The 18,133-nt window shown below is 69.2% G+C and carries 21 protein-coding genes and 3 pseudogenes; 19 read left to right on the top strand and 5 right to left on the bottom strand.

Annotation, left to right across the window (positions count from 1 at the left end; all coding sequences use genetic code 11):
* Nucleotides 1–24: 24 nt before the first annotated feature.
* Complete coding sequence (locus tag J3S20_RS28635; protein ID WP_216840345.1) at nt 25–303, top strand: metal-sensing transcriptional repressor; 279 nt, start codon at nt 25–27, stop codon at nt 301–303.
* Between the two features lie 48 nt (nt 304–351).
* Nucleotides 352–1,653, top strand: coding sequence for an MFS transporter (locus J3S20_RS28630; RefSeq protein WP_216840344.1), 1,302 nt, complete (start codon nt 352–354; stop codon nt 1,651–1,653).
* Nucleotides 1,654–1,753: 100 nt separating this feature from the next.
* On the opposite strand, the gene J3S20_RS28625 is transcribed toward J3S20_RS28630, so the two are convergent.
* Genes J3S20_RS28625 through J3S20_RS28615 form a run of 3 tightly spaced genes read right to left on the bottom strand, consistent with a single transcriptional unit; the run spans nt 1,754 to nt 4,397 of the window.
* Nucleotides 1,754–2,239: a cupredoxin domain-containing protein gene (locus J3S20_RS28625; protein ID WP_216840343.1), complete on the bottom strand. Its 486-nt coding sequence runs from the start codon at nt 2,237–2,239 to the stop codon at nt 1,754–1,756.
* Nucleotides 2,240–2,256: 17 nt separating this feature from the next.
* Nucleotides 2,257–3,459, bottom strand: a complete 1,203-nt coding sequence (locus J3S20_RS28620; protein ID WP_216840342.1) for a ZIP family metal transporter — start codon at nt 3,457–3,459, stop codon at nt 2,257–2,259.
* A complete protein-coding gene (locus J3S20_RS28615; RefSeq protein ID WP_216840341.1) occupies nt 3,459–4,397 on the bottom strand; it encodes a multicopper oxidase domain-containing protein in 939 nt (312 codons plus the stop codon). Before J3S20_RS28615 ends, J3S20_RS28620 begins: the two co-directional genes overlap by 1 nt.
* A 303-nt stretch (nt 4,398–4,700) precedes the next feature.
* On the opposite strand from J3S20_RS28615, the gene mntR reads away from it, so the two are divergent.
* Together mntR and J3S20_RS28605 are read left to right on the top strand one after the other, a co-directional pair.
* Nucleotides 4,701–5,153 carry a manganese-binding transcriptional regulator MntR gene (mntR, locus tag J3S20_RS28610; RefSeq protein ID WP_216840340.1) on the top strand — a complete coding sequence of 151 codons (453 nt, stop codon included), beginning with the start codon at nt 4,701–4,703 and terminating at the stop codon, nt 5,151–5,153.
* Nucleotides 5,150–5,635, top strand: a complete 486-nt coding sequence (locus J3S20_RS28605) for a MerR family transcriptional regulator (protein ID WP_216840339.1) — start codon at nt 5,150–5,152, stop codon at nt 5,633–5,635. Before mntR ends, J3S20_RS28605 begins: the two co-directional genes overlap by 4 nt.
* A 55-nt stretch (nt 5,636–5,690) precedes the next feature.
* Here the strand turns inward: J3S20_RS28605 and J3S20_RS28600 are convergent, their stop codons facing one another.
* The gene (locus tag J3S20_RS28600) at nt 5,691–6,248 is read right to left on the bottom strand and encodes an SOS response-associated peptidase (protein ID WP_216840338.1); all 558 of its coding nucleotides are present in this window, start codon (nt 6,246–6,248) and stop codon (nt 5,691–5,693) included.
* A gap of 311 nt (nt 6,249–6,559) precedes the next feature.
* Between J3S20_RS28600 and J3S20_RS28595 the strand changes: the two genes are divergently transcribed.
* From J3S20_RS28595 to J3S20_RS28565, 7 genes are all read left to right on the top strand, one after another.
* Complete coding sequence (locus J3S20_RS28595; protein WP_216840337.1) at nt 6,560–6,904, top strand: hypothetical protein; 345 nt, start codon at nt 6,560–6,562, stop codon at nt 6,902–6,904.
* 101 nt (nt 6,905–7,005) lie between these two features.
* Complete coding sequence (locus tag J3S20_RS28590; protein WP_216840336.1) at nt 7,006–8,478, top strand: multicopper oxidase family protein; 1,473 nt, start codon at nt 7,006–7,008, stop codon at nt 8,476–8,478.
* 27 nt (nt 8,479–8,505) lie between these two features.
* On the top strand, nt 8,506–8,991 hold the full coding sequence (locus J3S20_RS28585; protein WP_246603378.1) for a DUF411 domain-containing protein: 486 nt from the start codon (nt 8,506–8,508) through the stop codon (nt 8,989–8,991).
* Between the two features lie 45 nt (nt 8,992–9,036).
* A complete protein-coding gene (locus J3S20_RS28580; protein ID WP_216840335.1) occupies nt 9,037–9,180 on the top strand; it encodes a hypothetical protein in 144 nt (47 codons plus the stop codon).
* On the top strand, nt 9,177–9,644 hold the full coding sequence (locus J3S20_RS28575; RefSeq protein ID WP_216840334.1) for a c-type cytochrome: 468 nt from the start codon (nt 9,177–9,179) through the stop codon (nt 9,642–9,644). The genes J3S20_RS28580 and J3S20_RS28575 overlap by 4 nt, the downstream gene beginning before the upstream one ends.
* Nucleotides 9,645–9,688: 44 nt before the next feature.
* Entirely contained in the window at nt 9,689–10,045 is a 357-nt protein-coding gene (locus J3S20_RS28570) for a hypothetical protein (protein WP_216840333.1), read from the top strand.
* A 92-nt stretch (nt 10,046–10,137) separates the two neighbouring features.
* Nucleotides 10,138–10,773 carry an SCO family protein gene (locus J3S20_RS28565; protein ID WP_216840332.1) on the top strand — a complete coding sequence of 212 codons (636 nt, stop codon included), beginning with the start codon at nt 10,138–10,140 and terminating at the stop codon, nt 10,771–10,773.
* A gap of 77 nt (nt 10,774–10,850) precedes the next feature.
* Here J3S20_RS28565 and J3S20_RS28560 read toward each other — a convergent pair whose 3' ends face one another.
* A complete protein-coding gene (locus J3S20_RS28560; protein ID WP_216840331.1) occupies nt 10,851–11,150 on the bottom strand; it encodes a heavy-metal-associated domain-containing protein in 300 nt (99 codons plus the stop codon).
* Nucleotides 11,151–11,281: 131 nt separating this feature from the next.
* Between J3S20_RS28560 and J3S20_RS31020 the strand changes: the two are divergent.
* The 8 genes and pseudogenes from J3S20_RS31020 to J3S20_RS28525 all read left to right on the top strand — a co-directional run.
* Nucleotides 11,282–11,566 (top strand): annotated as a pseudogene (locus tag J3S20_RS31020) (cytochrome c biogenesis CcdA family protein); the annotation flags it as partial.
* 116 nt (nt 11,567–11,682) lie between these two features.
* The gene (locus tag J3S20_RS28555) at nt 11,683–12,015 is read left to right on the top strand and encodes a cytochrome c biogenesis protein CcdA (protein WP_343215328.1); all 333 of its coding nucleotides are present in this window, start codon (nt 11,683–11,685) and stop codon (nt 12,013–12,015) included.
* Nucleotides 12,016–12,039: 24 nt separating this feature from the next.
* The gene (locus J3S20_RS28550) at nt 12,040–12,696 is read left to right on the top strand and encodes a DsbE family thiol:disulfide interchange protein (RefSeq protein ID WP_246603377.1); all 657 of its coding nucleotides are present in this window, start codon (nt 12,040–12,042) and stop codon (nt 12,694–12,696) included.
* 74 nt (nt 12,697–12,770) lie between these two features.
* Entirely contained in the window at nt 12,771–13,358 is a 588-nt protein-coding gene (locus tag J3S20_RS28545; protein ID WP_343215327.1) for a TlpA family protein disulfide reductase, read from the top strand.
* Nucleotides 13,359–13,572: 214 nt separating this feature from the next.
* On the top strand, nt 13,573–16,152 hold the full coding sequence (locus J3S20_RS28540) for a heavy metal translocating P-type ATPase (protein ID WP_246603376.1): 2,580 nt from the start codon (nt 13,573–13,575) through the stop codon (nt 16,150–16,152).
* Between the two features lie 25 nt (nt 16,153–16,177).
* The gene (locus J3S20_RS28535; RefSeq protein WP_343215326.1) at nt 16,178–16,666 is read left to right on the top strand and encodes a MerR family DNA-binding protein; all 489 of its coding nucleotides are present in this window, start codon (nt 16,178–16,180) and stop codon (nt 16,664–16,666) included.
* A 299-nt stretch (nt 16,667–16,965) separates the two neighbouring features.
* A pseudogene (locus J3S20_RS28530) lies at nt 16,966–17,364 on the top strand (IS5 family transposase); the annotation flags it as partial.
* Nucleotides 17,365–17,446: 82 nt separating this feature from the next.
* Nucleotides 17,447–18,049, top strand: a pseudogene (locus tag J3S20_RS28525) (IS110 family transposase); the annotation flags it as partial.
* Nucleotides 18,050–18,133 lie beyond the last annotated feature (84 nt).

Here is an 18,133-nt window from a genome sequence, read left to right as displayed (position 1 = left end):
CCTCACCAGGGGGATAGGATAATCATGAGCGCGACCCACACCCACACCTCCCATCCGGAGATCGTCAAGCGCCTCAAGCGCGCGGAAGGCCATCTCCGCAGCGTCGTGGAGATGATCGAGGCAGGCCGGCCCTGCCTCGACATCGCGCAGCAACTCCATGCCGTGGAGGCCGCGATTGCCAACGCCAAGCGCGTGCTGATCCACGATCATCTCGACCACTGCCTGGACAATGCCGTCGGTGCCCTGCCGCGCGCCGAACGCGGTCCCATCGAGGCATTCAAGGCCATCACCAAATACCTGTGAGGCGCGTCATGACACCACGCATCGCCTCGCCGCGACGGTCTACCTGAGATGCTCAGCCCGCTCGCCAACCCCACCTATGCGCGGCTCTTCGCGGCGCAGATCCTCTCGCTGGTCGGTACCGGCCTGCTGACGGTTGCCCTCGGACTATTGGCCTTTGACCTCGCCGGAGCCAATGCCGGAGCCGTGCTTGGCACCGCCCTGGCTATCAAAATGATTGCTTATGTGGGCATCGCGCCGGTGGCCGCCGCCTTCGTGCACCTGGTGCCGCGCCGGACGTTGCTGGTGGTGCTCGATCTGGTGCGGGCGCTGGTCGCGCTGGCGCTGCCCTTCGTCACCGAAATTTGGCAGATCTACCTGTTGATCGGCCTGTTGCAGTCCGGCTCGGCCGCTTTCACGCCGACTTTCCAGGCGACCATTCCGGACGTACTGCCGGAGGAAGCGGAGTACACGCGGTCGCTGTCGCTATCCCGCCTCGCCTACGACATGGAGGCGCTGGCCAGTCCCCTACTGGCGGCCGCGCTGCTTTCCGCCATCGGCTTCCATTGGCTGTTCGCCGGCACCGTCCTCGGCTTCGGCGCCTCCGCCCTGCTGGTGCTGTCCGTGGTCCTGCCGACGCCGCAGCCGGTGGCCGCCGAGGGCGCATGGGCGCGCACCACGCGCGGTCTGCGCCTGTATCTGGCGACACCCCGGCTGCGCGGGCTGCTGGCGCTGAATCTCGCGGTGGCGGCGGCCGGCGCCATGGTCATCGTCAACACGGTGGTGCTGGTGCGCGGCAACCTCGGGCTCGGCAATACGGAGGTGGCCTGGACGCTCGCGGCCTATGGCGCCGGGTCCATCCTCTCGGCGCTGCTGGTACCGCGGCTGGTGGAGCAGAAGGGGGACAGACCGGTGATGCTGGCGGGCGCCGCCCTGCTGGTGCTTGGCCTGGCGGTGGCACCCGCCGCTATGGGTGCCTGGGCGCCGCTGCTGATCCTGTGGGTCCTGCTCGGCCTCGGAAACGGGCTGGTGCTCACCCCTTCGGGGCGGCTGCTGCGGCGATCCGCCCATGCCGGGGACCGGCCGGCCCTGTTCGCTGCGCAATTTGCCCTCAGCCACGGATGCTGGCTGCTGACCTATCCTCTGGCCGGCTGGCTCGGCGCGACCACGGGCATGCTCTGGGCCTTCGCCGCCATGGCAGTGCTAGCCGGGGCCGGCGTCGCACTCGCCGCGGCGCATTGGCGTGCGGCCGAGGAACTGCCGGTGGAACACATCCATGTCGACCTGCCGGCGGACCACCCGCATCTCAAAGGCGGCGCCCGCCGCCACCGTCACCCGCCGATGGTCGACGCGCTGCACGCGCCGGCCCGCTGAGCCTGACTCCTTGAAGGCGGCGCAGTACAGAAGTTTCTTGTTCAGTCTGAGGATTATCGCCGCCGTCGCCCAGCCCAGGGCCAACTGCAAGCGCGGCGCGCTACAGGATTTCGATCCGGCCCGTCATGCCGTGCTCCGCATGGGTGCGTCCGTCGGGCGCCCGAATACCGCAGCGCAGGTCGGTGATCCGTCCCGTGCCGACTGGCACGAACCACCACTCGGCGGCGTGGTCAGGATACACCTCGATCTCGCTGATCGTGCCCTTGAACTCTGCCAGCACGGTCTCGCGCCCGTTGACCTGCTGCACCACCTGGACCTTGCGGGTGAAGATGCGTGCCGCGAAGTCGTTCGAGGTGAAGTAGTGTGGGGCCTGGCTGACATTGCGCAGCACCATCCGGTAGAGTTTGCCGGTCTCGAAGGTCAGCTCGTTCGGCTCGAAGGCATGGCGCCCGTCGGGCCGGCCGAGTTCGACGTTGACGAGGATCGGATCCTGCCGGGTGAGATCGCCCGCGGCCAGCGATGATTGCGAGGCGACCGTCGCGGTCGCGGCGAGAGTCGAAGCCAAAACGGTGCGGCGGCGAAGCATGACAAACCTCCTTCATTTCAGACGAACAGCGCCGTCAGGTACATCACCGCCAAGCCGACGCCGATGCCAACCAGAACGGCAGGAGAGAGCAACGCAGCAGCGCCGCCGCGCCGGGCGATCATGCTGGTCACCTCGACGATCACCTGCAGGATGGCACCGGCGCCGATGCCGAAGCAGATTGCGATCCAGAACGGGCTGATCGCCTGCGCGCCGATCCAGACACCCGGCACCGCTGGCAGACCGGCCAGCACCGCCAAGCCCAGGAAGGTTGGGAAGCGCGGCTTGCGGCCGACCAGGGGCGCGGCGATGGCGAACCCCTCGCTGACATTATGGATGGTGAAGCCGATCACCAGGAAGGTGGCCAGCGCCGCCTCCCCGGCCGCAATCGCACCGCCAACCGCGAGGCCCTCGCCGAGGTTGTGCAGGCCGATGCCGAAAGCGATGAAGGTGGCCAGCGCGACGCCTTCCGGCGCGCGCCCGTGGCGACGGCCGATCATGGTCAGCGCACCCGCGGTGACCAGCATGGTGACGAGCACCACCGCCGGCCCACGCAGCCGTGCCAGCGCCTTGCCGGCCTGTTCGAAGCCCTCGCTCAGCGTATCGAAGAACAGGTAGGCGAGCAGGCCGACGGTCAGAGCAAGCACGAAGCGAATGCCATTCGCGCCCAGCGTGCCCATCGCCGGGAAGGCGAGCAGCCCGGTCGCCACCGGCGCTATGCCGAGCAGCACGCCGACAATGGCCAACATGACGAGCGTAGGGCCGTCCCAAACGGGCGTCGCAGTCGCCACCTCGATCACCTTCTCGAACGGCACGCCGCTCGAGGAGAGCAGGACGATGGTGTGGCCCTCGCCGGCGACCCAGGGATAGGGGATGTCGATGCGCGCCGAACCGAGCCGGCCGATCGGCCCCGGCGGGTCGATGGTGAAGCTGCGGAACGCGGCATCCACCTGCACCTGGGCGACGCTGACCGGCTGCGATCCGTCAGCCCGGACGCTGAGCGAGATCAACCCCGGCGTCAGCCGCACCCGCTCGATGCTGGCGAGCTCAACCGGCGGGGCTCCCTCCGTCAGGCGCTCCAGCGGCTTGGCGATCAGCAGCAGGGCGAGGATGCCGACGAGGACGACGAGCGGCAACAGCAGCCAGCCGGCGGTGCGCCAGGGCTGCGCTCGAGACGCGGCGGGATCGCGGAGGACGGGCGCCTGCATGTTGTCGGGCGTCATCACACCACCTCAAAATGACTCATCCAGCCGAGTTCGGCGAACTCGGACTGGTGAGCGTGAAACATGTATTGGCCAGGCTCGTGTTCGGACCAGTCCATCTCGATGATGCCGCGCTGGCCCTGGCACTGCATGATGGTGTCCACGGTGCGCAGCGTCGGCGTCAGCGTGGTGCCGGTGTCGTAGTAGTCGAAGAAATTGCCGTGGATGTGGAAGGAATTGATCGGGTCGAATTCGGTGATGTTGAACAGGTAGATGCGCAGCTTCCGGCCACGCTCGATGCGGATCGGCTTCTGCTGGTAGGCGAAGGGGATGGTGTTGGCGGCATAGATTTCGTTTTCATCGTCGAAGTTCAGGTCGAAGGCGTTCATGCAGATCATGATCTCCTGCCACTCCGCGTTGCGGGCGGAGCCGAGCAGGCGGGACTCGGCGACGGCAACAGCATCCGGGTGCCGCGACGGGTCGGGATCGACGATGAAGCTGCCGTACATGCCCTTGTGGATGTGCCGCTTCAGCGGCATCGCGTGGCAATGGTACAGGTGGCAGCCGAAGGGCTTCGCCTCGAATTCATAGGTGAAGGTCCCGCCCGGCTGCACCAGCCCGGCATAGGGCACGCCGTCCATGCGCCAGGAATGGATGCCGTGGAAATGCATGGTGTGCGGATGCGCGCTGCCGTTGTTGAAGACGATGCGCAGCCGATCGCCCTCGGTGCAGCGCAGCGTCGGGCCGGGGATGCGGCCGTTGAAGGTCCAGGCCGGGAACATCACTCCGGGCGCCACCTCCACCTCCTTGTCCACCGCGGTCACCACCCATTCGCGCACCCGGCGGCCCTGCGCATCGATCGAGACCTCGCCGACATCCCAATCGGTCAGGATTTCGTGCGGATCGAAGCCGTTACGGGCGTGATCGACCTGTCCGACCACAGCATTCTCGCCCTCCATACCTGGAGCGCCGTGCCCAGCTGCATGCCCAGCCTGATGCCCGCCCTGCGATGCGGCAGGGGGCTGCGCCGCCTGGCCCAGGGCGGTGCGCACGGCGACACTGGCCGCCAGCGGGGCGGCAATGGCCCCTAGCGACACGCCTGCGCCTGCCAGCAGGCGTCGCTTCGGTATTGAGAACATCGCGCTACATCCTCTTGCCAAGCCAACCAGAGTCAGCACAAACTTCAGAATTAAGCTAATGCTAAACTACCAAGCTGTTGCAAGATTGCAAGCACCGGCTTGCACCCGGCATCATGGGCACCCATGACGAGCGCGCCTCCCAAACGTCTGCCGCCCGCCGAGGACCAGGCCGCTCGCTTTGCGCAGCAGCGCGAGGCGGACCGGACGGCCATTGCGGAGGATTACGTTGAACTGATCGCCGACCTGCTGGCGGAGGAGGGCGAGGCGCGCGCGGTGGACATCGCCCGCCGGATGGGCGTGGCGCAGCCCACGGTGGCGGCAACGGTGTCGCGGTTGCAGCGCGATGGGCTGGTGGAGACCAAACCCTATCGCGGCCTGTTCCTGACCGAGGCCGGACTTGCGGTCGCCGCCGCCGCCCGCGCACGGCACGAGTTGATGGTCCGCTTCCTGCTGGCGGTCGGCCTCGACGCCGAAACGGCGGAGGCGGATGCCGAGGGACTGGAACACCACGCGAGCGACAAGGCCCTCGCCGCCTTCGCGCGGTTCCTGGAAACCCGCGGCTCAGAAGGCGGATGATGGAGACCTACGCTATCGGTGACTTGGCCCGTGCCACGGGCGTCAAAGCGACGACGATCAGGTGGTATGAGCAGGAGGGATGGCTGCCGCCACCAGCACGTACCGCGGGTGGCCATCGCGCCTACGGAGCCTCGCATCTGCGCCGCCTTGGCTTCATCCGCCATGCGCGGGAGCTTGGCTTCGAAAGCGACGCGATCCGGGCGCTCCTTGATCTTGCGGACCAGCCGGATGCCGACTGCACGCGGGCCCATGCCCTGGCGACGGAACAGATTGCTGAAATCGATGCGCGCCTTCGCAGACTGGCGGCACTTCGCGCCGAGCTGGTCCGCATGGCGACGAGCTGCGAAGGTGGCGTGGTCGGGGAGTGCCGGATAATCGAGACCCTCGCTGACTTCGCACATGGTCACTGCGTCGATGCCTCTCATGGCGGTAAACCGGATGGAGCACCAAGCTCATCATACGGCGACGCGGGCGGTGGCTGAAATACCGTCATGGCCAGCTTCTACTGCACGGCGCGAGTAACGTCCTGTGATGGGCTCAGGGGCTCGAGCAGCGCCGGATCATCGTCGCTACACTGGTGGCGTTCTTCCGTTTGGACACCGGCCCTTCGCGCAGCGCGGTGGCGCGCGCCGGGTGGAGCGCCTCCGCCCCGAGCGTCCCGTCCTGGCGCCCGACACGGTCATGGTGCAGCTCAACACCTCCTTCGCCGAGGCCGGGTACCGAGGCGCCGTCCGCAGCTGTAAACGGGTGCGGCTGGCGGTCCTTCCTGCCGCCGGTCCACTCGTAGAAGCAAGACGCCGGGATGATGCAGCGGCGGCGCTTGAAACCGTCGCGGAACATCGGCTTCTCCGCCACCGTCTCGGCGCGAGCGTTGAAGGTCGCCGGCACCTCCTGCGCGGACTTCTTCCACCAGGCCGGGATCAGGCCCCAGCGCATCGCGGCGAGCTCGCGGCCGGCCTCGCCGGCGCGCACCATGTCGATGCTGGTCGTTGGCGCGATGTTGTGGCGAGGGCGGAGGTTACGAGGCGACCCGATCAGGTCGAGTAGCGCGTGGAGTTCTGCCCAGGTGTACCGCTGCGTGAAGCGCCCGCACATGCCCACAGCCTCTATGGGTTCCGCTTACCGGGGACGCCCGTTGCTGGCCTCGGTGTCGCGCCGCAGGCCGGAGCTGGCCGGGGTAGCAGCAGTGGGATTTTGCTGAAAACACTTAAGTCGACGCGGCGGCATCCGGCATCATTGATGCGTGCAAAGCGACCTCGACACGCCGCCCGACGATCTCGCGGTCCTGCAGCAGATGCTGCGAAAGGTGGTCACTGTGGCGGCGCATCGTGGGATCACCGCCCACGATCGCGTGGAATTCGCACTCGGGAGTCGACGCGGCGCCAACGCCGCACTATCTAAGGTCCATGCATGGTTTCCTGCGCACGGTGTTGCTCGCTCTGATTCTGGCCCTCGCGGCCGGGACGGTGCTGCACGTTGCCAGCGCGACGGCCATGAACCTTGCCATGGCGGCGGCCCCATTCACTGATACGCAGATGCCTGGCTGCGACGGGTGCGGCGACGACGACCCCGGCTCCGCCATAGCTTCCTGCGCGGCACTCTGTGCCGTGCCTCCGATGGCGCCGCCCGCCGGCCCGCATTTGGTTTTCCTCGTTCCACCTCTGGCCGAGCCCATCCCAGCTGTGCTCGCCCCGGCCGGGCTGACTGGTTCGCCCGACCTTCATCCTCCCAGAATCATCGTCCTGAGCTAAGGAACCGCGCCGCGTGTCGGCGCCGGGCCTCCATTGCCGCCTGTCCGCCCGCTCGTGCGGGCGGCTGGCTATCCGCACTCGCGGAAGGACGTCATATCATCATGCCTATTTCCCGCCTGCCGATGCTCGGCCGCAGGTTCCTCATGCTAGGCGGCGCGGCCGCTTTCTCGGCGACTGGCCTCCGCCCAGTGCCCGCCGTCGCCCGGGCCGCCGATAGCGCCGTCTCCGGCGGCAGCACCATCCGGCTCATCGCGCGCCCCGGGCGTGCGGCCCTTGCCGGCCCGCCTCACTCTGAGCCCGAAACCACAGTTTGGGGTTACGACGGCCGGGTCCCGGGCCCCGAAATCCGAGTCCGCCAGGGCGAGCGGCTGCGCGTGGTGCTGGAGAACCGTCTGCCGGAGGAGACTACGATCCACTGGCACGGGCTCCGGGTGCCGAATGCGATGGACGGCGTGCCGCACCTAACCCAGCCCCCGATCGCACCGGGAGAGAGCTTCGCCTACGAGTTTGATGCCACGGATGCCGGTACCTACTGGTACCACCCCCACGTCCGGAGCTTTGAGCAGGTGGAGCGCGGCCTCTATGGCCCACTCGTCATCGAAGAGCGCGAACTACCGCGCACGATCGACCGCGACGTCACCTGGGTGCTCGACGACTGGCGTCTGCTGGAGGACGCACAGATCGCGGGCGGCTTCGGCAACGCCATGGAGGCCGGAATGACGGGCCGCGTCGGCAACACCGTCACGGTGAACGGCCGCGTCACGGACGGGGGCTTCGCGGTGCGGTCTGGCGAGCGGCTGCGGCTGCGGCTGGTCAACGCCGCCAATGCGCGCATCTTTGGTCTGGTCTTCGAAGGGCACGAGCCCGTGGTCGTCGCTCTCGACGGCCAGCCGGTTACGCCGCACGCGCCCGAGGACGGGCGCGTCGTGGTCGGGCCGGGAATGCGCGTGGATCTGGTGCTCGACATGACCGGCCGGCCGGGGGCGCGTGCCCGTGTGCTCGACACCTACTACGCCAAGCTTGAGTACAGGCTGCTCGAGATCGCCTACGGTGCGGAGCCGCTGCGCGATCGTCCGCCCACAGCGCCGATCCCCACCCTGCCCGCCAACCCGGTCCCCGAGCCGAACCTCGCGCGGGCCGAGCGGCATGCGGTAGTGCTCGGCGGCGGGATGATGAACCATCTCGAGGGCGCGCTCGTGGACGGGCGCTGGCTGGACGCGCGCGAGATGATGCGCCGAGGCCTGATCTGGACGGTCAACGGGACCGCGGCTGCGCCCGGCGTCCATGTGCACGAGCCGCTGGCGGTGCTGCGCCGCGGCGCCTCCTATCTGCTAGAGATCCGTAACGAGACGGCCTGGCCGCACCCGATGCACCTGCACGGGCACTCTTTCCGGGTGATCGCCCGCAACGGCGTCCCGACCCGCCACCGCGAGTGGCAGGACACCGTCCTGATCCCGCGGCGCGAAAGCGTCGAGATCGCCTTCGTCGCCGATAATCCCGGCGACTGGATGTTCCACTGCCACGTCCTCGAGCACCAGGCCGCGGGGATGATGGGTCTGGTCCGTGTGGCCTGACCGAAACCCAGAGAGGAGAACCAGCGAATGATGCCCACCACCCGCCGCGCCACCTTCCGCGCCGTCCTGGCCGCCACCGCCGCCGCCGTCCCGCTGACCCGGCCCGTCCGCGCTGCCGCCGCTCAACCCCCGGCCGCGTCGCGCGAGGCCACGCTCTACAAGAACCCGCAGTGCGACTGCTGCGAGGGCTACGCAGCCTACCTGCGCGAGAACGGCTACGAGGTACGGGTCTTGCCCAGCCACGACCTCGCGCTGATCAGCCGACAGCAGCAGGTACCGCCGACACTTGAAGGCTGCCACATCACGATGGTGGATGGGTACACCGTCGTGGGCCATGTGCCCATCGGCCCCGTGAACCGCCTGCTCGCCGAGCGCCCGGACATCCGCGGCATCTCGCTGCCCGGCATGCCGATGGGCTCCCCGGGCATGGGCGGCCCGAAGGCCGCGCCCTTCACGATCTACACGATCCCACGGGATCCGGCGGCGGAGCCCGCGGTCTATGCGGTCGAGTAGCGCCGCCGAGGGCCGGGCGCGGCCGTTCCACAGCGGGAGACATCGATGATGTGCGGCATGATGGGCGGCGGGACGATGGGAACCGCGATGATGTGGGGCATGGGGCTGGTCGGGCTCCTGCTCCTCGCCCTGCTCGTCCTCGCGGTCGCCGCTCTGGCCAAGTATGTGTTCGGGCGGCGGGGCGGATGACCAAGGGCCGCGCGCTCGCGTTCGGCGCCGCCGGCGCACTCGGAGCGGCGGCGCTCGGGTTCGGCTGGCTTGAACCTTCGGCACCGGCCATTGCCGACGCGGGCGACCCTGCACAGGTAGCGCTTGGCCGGCGCGTTTACGCCGAGAGCTGCGCGTCCTGCCACGGCGCGAACCTCGAGGGGCAGCCGAACTGGCAGGCGCGCCGGCCCGACGGACGCCTACCCGCTCCGCCCCACGACGCCACCGGGCACACCTGGCATCACCCGGACGCGCAGCTGATGGAGCTGACGCGGAAGAGCCTGACCGGGATCCTGCCCGGCTACGAGAGCGACATGCCCGCCTTCGAGGGCGTGCTGACGGAGGCCGAGATTGCAGCCGTCATCGCCTTCATCAAGAGCACCTGGCCGCCGGACATACGTCGCCGGCGCGAGGAGCGCCTCGGCACGGCTGCCGGTCGCTCCTGACACCACCCGACGTCCACCCCTGCCCCTCACCAAGAAGATCGACCATGCAGACAACAGCGACCAACACTCCTTCCCCTTCCCCTTCCCCTTCCTCGTCCGCGGGCTGCTGCGGCGCCGCTTCGTCCTCCAGGCGGTGGTTCGCCAACCGCAAGATCCTGCTCGCCGCCGTGGCGGTCGTGGCCCTGGGCGGCGCGGCGGCATTCGGCGGCTGGGGCTGGCTGGTGGCCGCCGGCCTTGCCCCGCTTCTGCTGAGCGTGCTGCCCTGCCTCGTGATGTGCGGCCTCGGCCTCTGCATGATGCGTAAGGGGGCGGGCGGCGGGACCGCCAACGCCAACGCGACCGCGGACGCGGCGGCGACCGCGGCGGCGCCTATCCACCGCCGGGAACGGGGCGTGGCGTGAGGCGGCGGCGCGCGGTCCTCCTCGCCTTGGGCGCGGCGCTTCCGGCCGCCGCCGTCCTGGCCCTGCCGCCGCGGCCGGCCGGGGCCCACTCGATGAAGGAGGTCGAAGGCCGGCTGCACGACCGCGAGCAGTTCTTCCAGCCCTTCGAGGCGCGCCCCGCGCCGGACTTCGCGCTGCAGGACGCCGAAGGGCGGCCGGTCGGCCTCGCCGACCTGCGCGGCAAGGTGGTGGTGCTCCACTTCATCTACGCAAGCTGTCCGGACGCCTGCCCGCTGCACGCGGACCTGATCGCGCGCATCCAAGAGATGGTGAACCTCACCCCCATGCGCGAGCAGGTGCGCTTCGTTACCATCACCACCGACCCGGAGCACGACACGCCTGAGGTGATGCGAGGCTTCGGCGAGACGCACGGCCTCGAACCTGCCAACTGGACCTTCCTGACGAGCGGGCCGGAACGACCGCAGGAAACCGTTGGGCTGGCCCAGGCCTTCGGCCTCGTCTTCGTGCCGACGGGGGGCGGCCAGCAGATGCACGCCGTCGTCACGCACGTGATCGACCGCGAGGGCCGGCTCAGGGCGAAGTTCCACGGCCTAGACTTCAACCCGACGAACCTCGCCCTGTACCTGAACGCGCTGACCCACGACGAGGACGGCGACGCCCAAGCCCCACCACTGCCTCGGCCGGTTCCGCCGCAGGGCCTCTGGGGGCGGCTGCGGAGCCTGCTATGACCGCCACCGGATGGCCGCGGCGATGCGCATTGGCCACAGCGGCGCACCCGATCGCCCAGGGCGCCGCCGGAAGCAATTTAACCGCAGCAGCCGCCGCGGCGGCGCTCGTTCGCCGGCAGGTCGGGCCATTCGGTCTCGCCCTCCGGCAGGATCCGGGCAGTATAGCCGGCGGCCTCGACGGCCGCGGCGAGTTTCTCGGGGTGCGCGGAGCCCTCAATCACGGCGCAGCTGCGCGCGAGATCCACGACGGGCCGCTCGACGCCGGGGGCGCCGGCGAGCGCGCGCTCGACGGTGCGCACGCAGCTGCCGCAGGTCATGCCCTCGACCGAAAGGAAAGTTCGGCGGGTCCGGGTGTCATCGCTTCTGCTGGTGCTCATCGGTACCTCGCGTCTGGTGTCGCTGTCTACGGCCCAGGTGAAGCCGCGGCGCACGCCCTTTAAAGCGACGGCCGCAATGGAGGCCGTCGGCGGAGTCACGCACCCGCGATCACTGAAGGCCGGCGCTGCGCATGCTGAACATCGACCTCTCCCCGCTTGGCCTGACGCTGGCCTTTGGGGCGGGGCTCGTCTCCTTCCTTTCGCCCTGCGTGCTGCCGTTGGTACCGGGCTACCTGGCTTGGATCGCTGGCACCGACCTCGCCGGAGCGCAGGCGCGGCGCGGCCGGACCTTCCGCCTCGGCCTGTTCTTCGTGCTCGGCTTCGGGGCGGTCTTCGTCGCGCTTGGCGCCGGTGCCACCGGCCTCTCCGGCCTGCTGCGACGTTGGAGTACCGAGGCCACGGTCGTCGGCGGAATCCTGGTGGCAATCCTTGGCCTGATGCAAATGGGCCTTCTGCGCCTTCCCGTGCCGCTGCTGCGCGACCTCCGCTTCCGCCCTGCGCTCGAAGCGGTACGCCCGCCCAGGCGGTGCTGGTGGGGGTCGCCTTCGGCTTTGGCTGGACGCCCTGCATCGGTCCGGTGCTGGCGGCGGTGCTTGCGGCCGCGGCGGCGGCCCGCGGCGCGGCGGACGGCGTGGCCCTGCTCGCGGCCTACGCCGCCGGGCTCGGCGTGCCCTTCCTGCTCGCCGCGCTATACCTGCCCGCGCTGCTCGCCCGCGTCAGGCGCACCGCACGCTTTGGCCTCTGGCTGCAACGGATAGCTGGCGCGGGGATGGTGGCGATGGGCATGGCGATGATCACTGGCGACTTGACCCGGTTTGGGGCCTGGATGCTGCGCACCTTCCCCGCCCTGGCATTGATTGGTTGAACGGCAGGAGAGGAGCACTCGAGCATGACAGCCTCCCGCAATACGAGCTCTGACATTGGCATCATGCCGAACGATGCGCCGGTCGGCGCCACGCACCGTGCGCCCGCCGATGCTGGGCGACGGCCGGGCTACTGGCATCGGCGCGCCATCCTGTTCGCGCCCCTTGCGGTGTTTGGCGGGCTCGCCGCAAGCTTCGCAGTAAGTCTTGGACGCGATGTGAGGTTGGTTCCCTCGCCCCTCATCGGCAAGACTGTACCCAGATTTGACCTGCCGCCTGTCCAGGGACGGCGCCTTGGCCTGTCGGACACCGACCTGCGCGGAAAAGTGTCACTGGTCAACGTCTTCGCCTCCTGGTGTGTCGCTTGCCGCGAGGAGCATCCGCACTTGATGCGGCTCGCGCAGCGGGGCGTCGTGCCAGTGCATAACCCAAATTACAAGGACGCGCCCGACGACGCGGCTGGCTGGCTGGACGCGATGGGCGACCCGTACACTCGCACAGGCGCGGACCGGAACGGTCGGGCTGCAATTAATTGGGGCGTGTACGGCCTGCCCGAAACCTGCGTCGTTGGCGCCGACGGTCGGATCGCCTTCAAGCACATCGGTGCGGTGACGCCACAGGTGTTGGAGGACACGATTCTGTCCTTGGTCGAGCGCCTCCGTCGAGAGGGCATGGGGTCGTGATCCACACATGCAGCGGCAGCACCAGCGCGCGCCGGCTCGCGCTTGGGATAGCTGTGGCGGGGACCGTCACGGCCGTGCTGGTACTGGCCTTCGTCATGATCCCCACGACGCCGCGACTGCCGGAACAGCCCGCGGTCCCAACGTCCGGTACGCTGGCGAACCGCCTCACGCTCGTGCCGCTCGACTCGCCGCGACCGGTGCCGGACCTGCGTTTCGTCACCGCCGAGGGACGAATCTTGACCCTTGAGGACTTCCGCGGCCGCGCAGTCGTGCTGAACATCTGGGCGACCTGGTGCGTCCCATGCCGGGTGGAAATGCCCGCGCTGGACCGGCTACAGGCCGCGCTCGGCAGTGATGGATTCGAGGTGGTGGCGCTATCCATCGATCGCGGCGGCCCACCAGCCGTCGAGGTATTCTACAAGGAAATCGGCCTCCGCTCCCTGAACATCTATGTGGATCCAACTGGCGCGGCGTCGCGTGCGCTCAATGCGGTTGGTATTCCGACGACGCTGCTCATTGATCGAGACGGGCGGGAGGTTGCCCGGAAGATCGGCCCCGCCGAGTGGGACAGCCCGGAACTGGTCGGCGCCATCCGACGGCATCTTGACCTGCCGGAGGGCACTGGTGTGGCACCCGTCGTCGCCCCTACGCCGCGGCGGTGAGGCGAACAGGGCGGGCGGCGGTGAAGGGGGCAGGGTGAGCGCAGCGCTGGAAGAGCGGCAGGCAGGTAGGGGACCGGCACCGCGAAACCTCGTGGTGCCGCCCGGCGCTTCCACCTCCGGCACCCGAATCCGGGCCGGCAGGCCGACCGCCTTGACCTTGTCATGGTGGGAAGCACCACCTCAGGTCCGACGATCCAAACCGCGGAGAAAGCTCATGGCTCCTGAAGCAAACCTCGCGATCCGCAACGGCCTGCCGCCCGCCGCGCTTTCCTTGCCGGTCGAGGGTATGACATGCGCCTCCTGCGTGCGCCGCGTCGAGAAGGCGCTCGCTACGGTGCCCGGTGTAGCGCAGGCTGCCGTCAACCTGGCTACCGGGCGGGCCGAGCTGTGCCTCGAGGGCGCGCCGGACCTGCCGGCGCTGGCGGCCGCGGTCGAGCGGCTAGGCTACGCGGTGCCGGAGGAGACGACCGACCTCTCTGTCGAGGGCATGACCTGCGCATCCTGCGTTGGACGCATCGAACGCGCATTGCGCGCGGTGCCTGGGGTGCGGGAAGCCTCGGTCAACCTTGCCACCGGGCGCGCCGTGGTCCGCCACGTCGGCGGCTTGGATCCCGCCACGCTTGAGATGGCGGTAGACCGTGCCGGCTACGCGGCCCGCCGTGCTGCACTCGAGGCCGCCGCAGCTCGCGAGGAGCGTGAGCGCGAGGGACGGGAGCGCGAGCAGCGCTCCCTCGGGCGCGCCACGCTATTTGCCGCCCTGCTGACATTGCCTGTCCTGGCAATTGAGATGGGTGGGGAGCTGGTGCCGGCGGTGCACGACTTGGTGGAGGCCACCATCGGGATGCGGGCCTCCTGGTATCTGCAGTTTGTCCTCGCCACGCTCGTGGTGTTCGGTCCCGGGTTGCGCTTCCACCGCAAGGGCTGGCCCAACCTGCTGCGCGGCACGCCGGACATGAACTCGCTGGTCGCGCTTGGCACCGGCGCGGCGTGGGCCTACTCGGCGGTGGCCACCTTCGCGCCCGCGCTGCTGCCCGCGGACGCCCGCCACGTCTACTACGAAGCCGCGGCGGTGATCGCCACGCTAATCCTGCTCGGGCGTTATCTCGAGGCGCGCAGCAAGGGCCACACCTCAGAGGCGATCAGGCGCCTGATGGGCCTGCAGGCCAAGACCGCGCGCGTCGAGCGCGGGGGTGAGGCGCTGGAGGTCCCAGTCGGTGAGGTCCGGGCCGACGATGTCGTGCTGGTGCGCCCCGGCGAGCGGGTGCCGGTCGACGGCGAGGTGCTCGACGGCACCTCTTTCGTGGACGAAAGCATGGTCACCGGCGAGCCGGTGCCGGTGCGTAAGGAGGCGGGCGCGCGGGTGGTCGGCGGCACGGTGAACAAGGCCGGAGCCTTCCGCTTCCGCGCAACTGCCGTCGGCGCCGATACGGTGCTGGCGCAGATCGTCCGCATGGTGGAGGCGGCGCAGGGTGCGAAGCTGCCGATCCAGGCGCTGGTGGACCGGGTGACGATGTGGTTCGTGCCTGCTGTCATGGCGGCCGCGGCCGCGACCTTCGGGATCTGGCTGGCTTTCGGACCAGACCCAGCGCTGACCTTCGCCCTGGTGAACGCAGTCGCGGTGCTGATCATCGCCTGTCCCTGCGCCATGGGCTTGGCGACGCCGACCTCGATAATGGTCGGCACCGGCCGCGCCGCCGAGATCGGCGTGCTGTTCCGCAGGGGCGAGGCGTTGCAGAGCCTCCGTGACGCCGCGGTGGTTGCGGTGGACAAGACCGGGACGCTGACGAAGGGCCGGCCCGAGCTGACCGACCTGAATCCCGCTCCGGGTTTTGAGGCGGACGAGGTGCTGGCGCTGGTCGCCGCCGTCGAAGCGCGCTCCGAACACCCGGTGGCCGAGGCGATCGCCGAGGCGGCGCGGCACCGTGGACTGTCCCTGGGCGAGGCCGAGGACTTCGAGGCGGTGCCGGGCTACGGTGTTGCCGCGATCGTGGCAGGGCGTCGGGTGGAGGTCGGGGCAGACCGCTACATGGCCCGGCTCGGCCACGACGTGGCCGCCTTCGCCGAAGCCGCGGTGCGCCTCGGGGACGAGGGCAAGACGCCGCTCTACGCCGCGGTGGACGGACGGCTCGCCGCCGCGATCGCGGTCGCCGACCCGGTCAAGGAGACAACGCCCGCGGCGGTGGAGGCGCTGCACCGCCTTGGCCTGAAGGTCGCTATGGTCACCGGCGACAACCGCCGCACAGCGGATGCGATCGCGCGGCGCCTCGGCATCGACGAGGTAGTGGCGGAAGTGCTGCCGGACGGCAAGGTGGCGGTGGTCGAGCGCCTGAAGGACGGCGGGCGGCGGAAGGTCGCCTTCGTCGGCGACGGCATCAACGACGCCCCGGCGCTCGCGGCAGCGGACGTCGGACTGGCCGTCGGCACCGGGACGGACATTGCGATCGAGAGCGCCGACGTGGTGCTGATGTCGGGCGACCTGCGGGGCGTGCCGAATGCGATCGCCCTGTCACAGGCAACGATGCGCAACATCCGGCAGAACCTCTTCTGGGCCTTTGCTTACAACGTGGCCCTGATCCCGGTGGCGGCGGGGCTGCTGTACCCGACCTTCGGCCTGCTGCTCTCCCCGGTGCTGGCCGCCGCAGCCATGGGCCTGTCCAGCATCTTTGTGCTGAGCAACGCGCTGCGCCTGCGCGCCTTCCGCCCACCTATGGCGGCGAGCGCAGGCGCCTCCGAGGCGATGCCGCTCGTCGGCGCGGGTGAAGCCCACCGCGCACCGAGCGGCGTTCCGGCGTGACCGCACCGGCAAAGGGGAGCGGGCCGTGAACATTGGCGAGGCCTCTGCTGCATCTGGCGTGTCAGCCAAGATGATCCGCCACTACGAAAGCATCGGCCTCGTCCCGACGGCGGACCGCACCGAGGCTGGTTATCGCATCTACGACAAGGCCGACATTTGCACGCTGCGCTTCGTGCACCACGCCCGTGACCTCGGCCTCCCGTTGGACAAGATCGGCGAAATTCTCGGGCTGTGGCGCAACCCAAATCGCACGGGCAGCGAGGTGAAGAGGTTGGCGCTCGAGCACGTGGCAGCACTGGAGGCGAAGGCGGCGGCCCTCCGGGCCGTGGCCGCCGCGCTGCACAACTTGGCTGAGGCGTGTGACTGCGGCCGCCGACCCGATTATCCCGACTGCTCACCCTCCGGCGAAGGGGCGGCCGCGCCGCCGCGCCGCGGTGAGGGAGGCGGACGATCGACCGCGGCATGCGGCGACCGCCGCCGGCGGGAACGGGCTGGCCACCCGGGATTGACTTGAGGACGGTTGGGATGTTGCGGGCTGCAGGCCATGAAAACCTCACGGGGCACCGTCAACTTGTCAGCCTTTGACCGAAGATGATGGTAGCGCGGACTGCGACGAGGGCATGATGCTCAAGCTGCGGTAGCAAGCCCGCTAAACGTTGGCCCACGTCTTGAACGCAAAGCGCCCTTGCGGCCTGGGTACTCTAGGCGGTGACGTGGTCGTAACAGAGATCGAAGAGCCCATCCGGAAAGGAATTGAATCGCCTGAATCGGATGTGATTCGCTGGCCCTGCGGACGATTCGCGGGGGCAGGCAATGGCGTGGACGGCAGAGCATCGGCGTGCGGCAGATCGGCGTGGCCTGCGGTATCCGTCTGATCTGACGGATGCGGAATGGGCGCTGGTGGCGCCGCTGATCCGGCCCGCGAAGCACGGCGGCAGGCCGCGCAGAGTGGATGTGCGCGAGGTGCTGAACGCGGTGTTCTACGTGCTCTCGACCGGCTGCCAATGGAGCGCGCTGCCGAAGGACCTGCCGCCGAAGAGCACGGTGTGGGACTACTTCTCGCGCTGGGAGTGGGAAGGCACCATCGAGCGCATCCACCACGTCCTCTACGTCGCGGTGCGCGAGCAGGCCGGACGCGAAGCCAGCCCGACGACGGCGATCATCGACAGCCAGACCGCGAAGGGTGCGCAAAAGACCAGATGTCCGCGTGAGGCGGTGACCCGCCTCACAATGTGCTGGTTCGAGGGTTGCGCGGGATGGTCCTGCGCAGAGCCTCAGGCACAGGAGGCGGGCCGTGGCGGAGGATATCAGCTTCATCGGGCTGGACGTGCACAAGGCGACGATTGCAGTGGCGGTGGCCGACGAGGGCCGACACGGGGAGGTGCGGTTCCTCGGCGAGGTTCAGAACGATTTGGCGGCGCTCGACCGGCTGGTGGCAAAGCTTGGGAAGGGCGGGCGTAGCCTGCGGTTTTGCTATGAGGCCGGCCCCTGCGGCTACGGCGTGCACCGTCAGCTGTCTGCTCGGGGACACGACTGCATCGTCGTCGCCCCATCGCAGATCCCACGCAAGCCGGGCGACCGGGTCAAGACGGACCGGCGCGACGCGGTGATGCTGGCGAGCCTGCACCGCGCGGGCCAGCTCACGCCGGTCTGGGTGCCCGATACCAGCCACGAAGCCATGCGCGACTTGGTGCGTGCGCGAGCGGCGGCCGTCGCCAGCGGGAAGGCAGCGCGGCAGCAACTGCTGGGCTTCCTGCTGCGGCACGGCCGAAGGTTTGAAGGCAGGCCCTGGAGCCGGACGCACCGGGCCTGGCTCGCCGGCCAGCGCTTTGATCACCCTGCCGGGCAGATCGTGCTGCAGGACCACATCGACACCGTCGACGCCGCCGCCGAACGTGTCGCGCTGGCCTGCTGCCGGTTCGACGGACACCGAGTTTAGCCTGAATCGGCCGAGCGCTCGAATGCCACAGGGCTGAGATAG

This window comes from Falsiroseomonas tokyonensis (genome assembly GCF_019024325.1).
Taxonomy (GTDB): Bacteria; Pseudomonadota; Alphaproteobacteria; order Acetobacterales; family Acetobacteraceae; genus Falsiroseomonas; species Falsiroseomonas tokyonensis.
Note: the sequence above shows the minus strand (reverse complement) of the source record. Positions and strands in the feature narration are given on the sequence as shown.

Bases quoted from the DNA above. Each gene is read 5' to 3' on its own strand.
- J3S20_RS28635 (WP_216840345.1), top strand. From the start codon at position 25: ATGAGCGCGACCCACACCCACACCTCCCATCCGGAGATCGTCAAGCGC.
- J3S20_RS28630 (WP_216840344.1), top strand. From the start codon at position 352: ATGCTCAGCCCGCTCGCCAACCCCACCTATGCGCGGCTCTTCGCGGCG.
- J3S20_RS28625 (WP_216840343.1), bottom strand. From the start codon at position 2,239: ATGCTTCGCCGCCGCACCGTTTTGGCTTCGACTCTCGCCGCGACCGCG.
- J3S20_RS28620 (WP_216840342.1), bottom strand. From the start codon at position 3,459: ATGACGCCCGACAACATGCAGGCGCCCGTCCTCCGCGATCCCGCCGCG.
- J3S20_RS28615 (WP_216840341.1), bottom strand. From the start codon at position 4,397: ATGGAGGGCGAGAATGCTGTGGTCGGACAGGTCGATCACGCCCGTAAC.
- mntR (WP_216840340.1), top strand. From the start codon at position 4,701: ATGACGAGCGCGCCTCCCAAACGTCTGCCGCCCGCCGAGGACCAGGCC.
- J3S20_RS28605 (WP_216840339.1), top strand. From the start codon at position 5,150: ATGATGGAGACCTACGCTATCGGTGACTTGGCCCGTGCCACGGGCGTC.
- J3S20_RS28600 (WP_216840338.1), bottom strand. From the start codon at position 6,248: ATGTGCGGGCGCTTCACGCAGCGGTACACCTGGGCAGAACTCCACGCG.
- J3S20_RS28595 (WP_216840337.1), top strand. From the start codon at position 6,560: ATGCATGGTTTCCTGCGCACGGTGTTGCTCGCTCTGATTCTGGCCCTC.
- J3S20_RS28590 (WP_216840336.1), top strand. From the start codon at position 7,006: ATGCCTATTTCCCGCCTGCCGATGCTCGGCCGCAGGTTCCTCATGCTA.
- J3S20_RS28585 (WP_246603378.1), top strand. From the start codon at position 8,506: ATGATGCCCACCACCCGCCGCGCCACCTTCCGCGCCGTCCTGGCCGCC.
- J3S20_RS28580 (WP_216840335.1), top strand. From the start codon at position 9,037: ATGATGTGCGGCATGATGGGCGGCGGGACGATGGGAACCGCGATGATG.
- J3S20_RS28575 (WP_216840334.1), top strand. From the start codon at position 9,177: ATGACCAAGGGCCGCGCGCTCGCGTTCGGCGCCGCCGGCGCACTCGGA.
- J3S20_RS28570 (WP_216840333.1), top strand. From the start codon at position 9,689: ATGCAGACAACAGCGACCAACACTCCTTCCCCTTCCCCTTCCCCTTCC.
- J3S20_RS28565 (WP_216840332.1), top strand. From the start codon at position 10,138: ATGAAGGAGGTCGAAGGCCGGCTGCACGACCGCGAGCAGTTCTTCCAG.
- J3S20_RS28560 (WP_216840331.1), bottom strand. From the start codon at position 11,150: ATGAGCACCAGCAGAAGCGATGACACCCGGACCCGCCGAACTTTCCTT.
- J3S20_RS28550 (WP_246603377.1), top strand. From the start codon at position 12,040: ATGACAGCCTCCCGCAATACGAGCTCTGACATTGGCATCATGCCGAAC.
- J3S20_RS28540 (WP_246603376.1), top strand. From the start codon at position 13,573: ATGGCTCCTGAAGCAAACCTCGCGATCCGCAACGGCCTGCCGCCCGCC.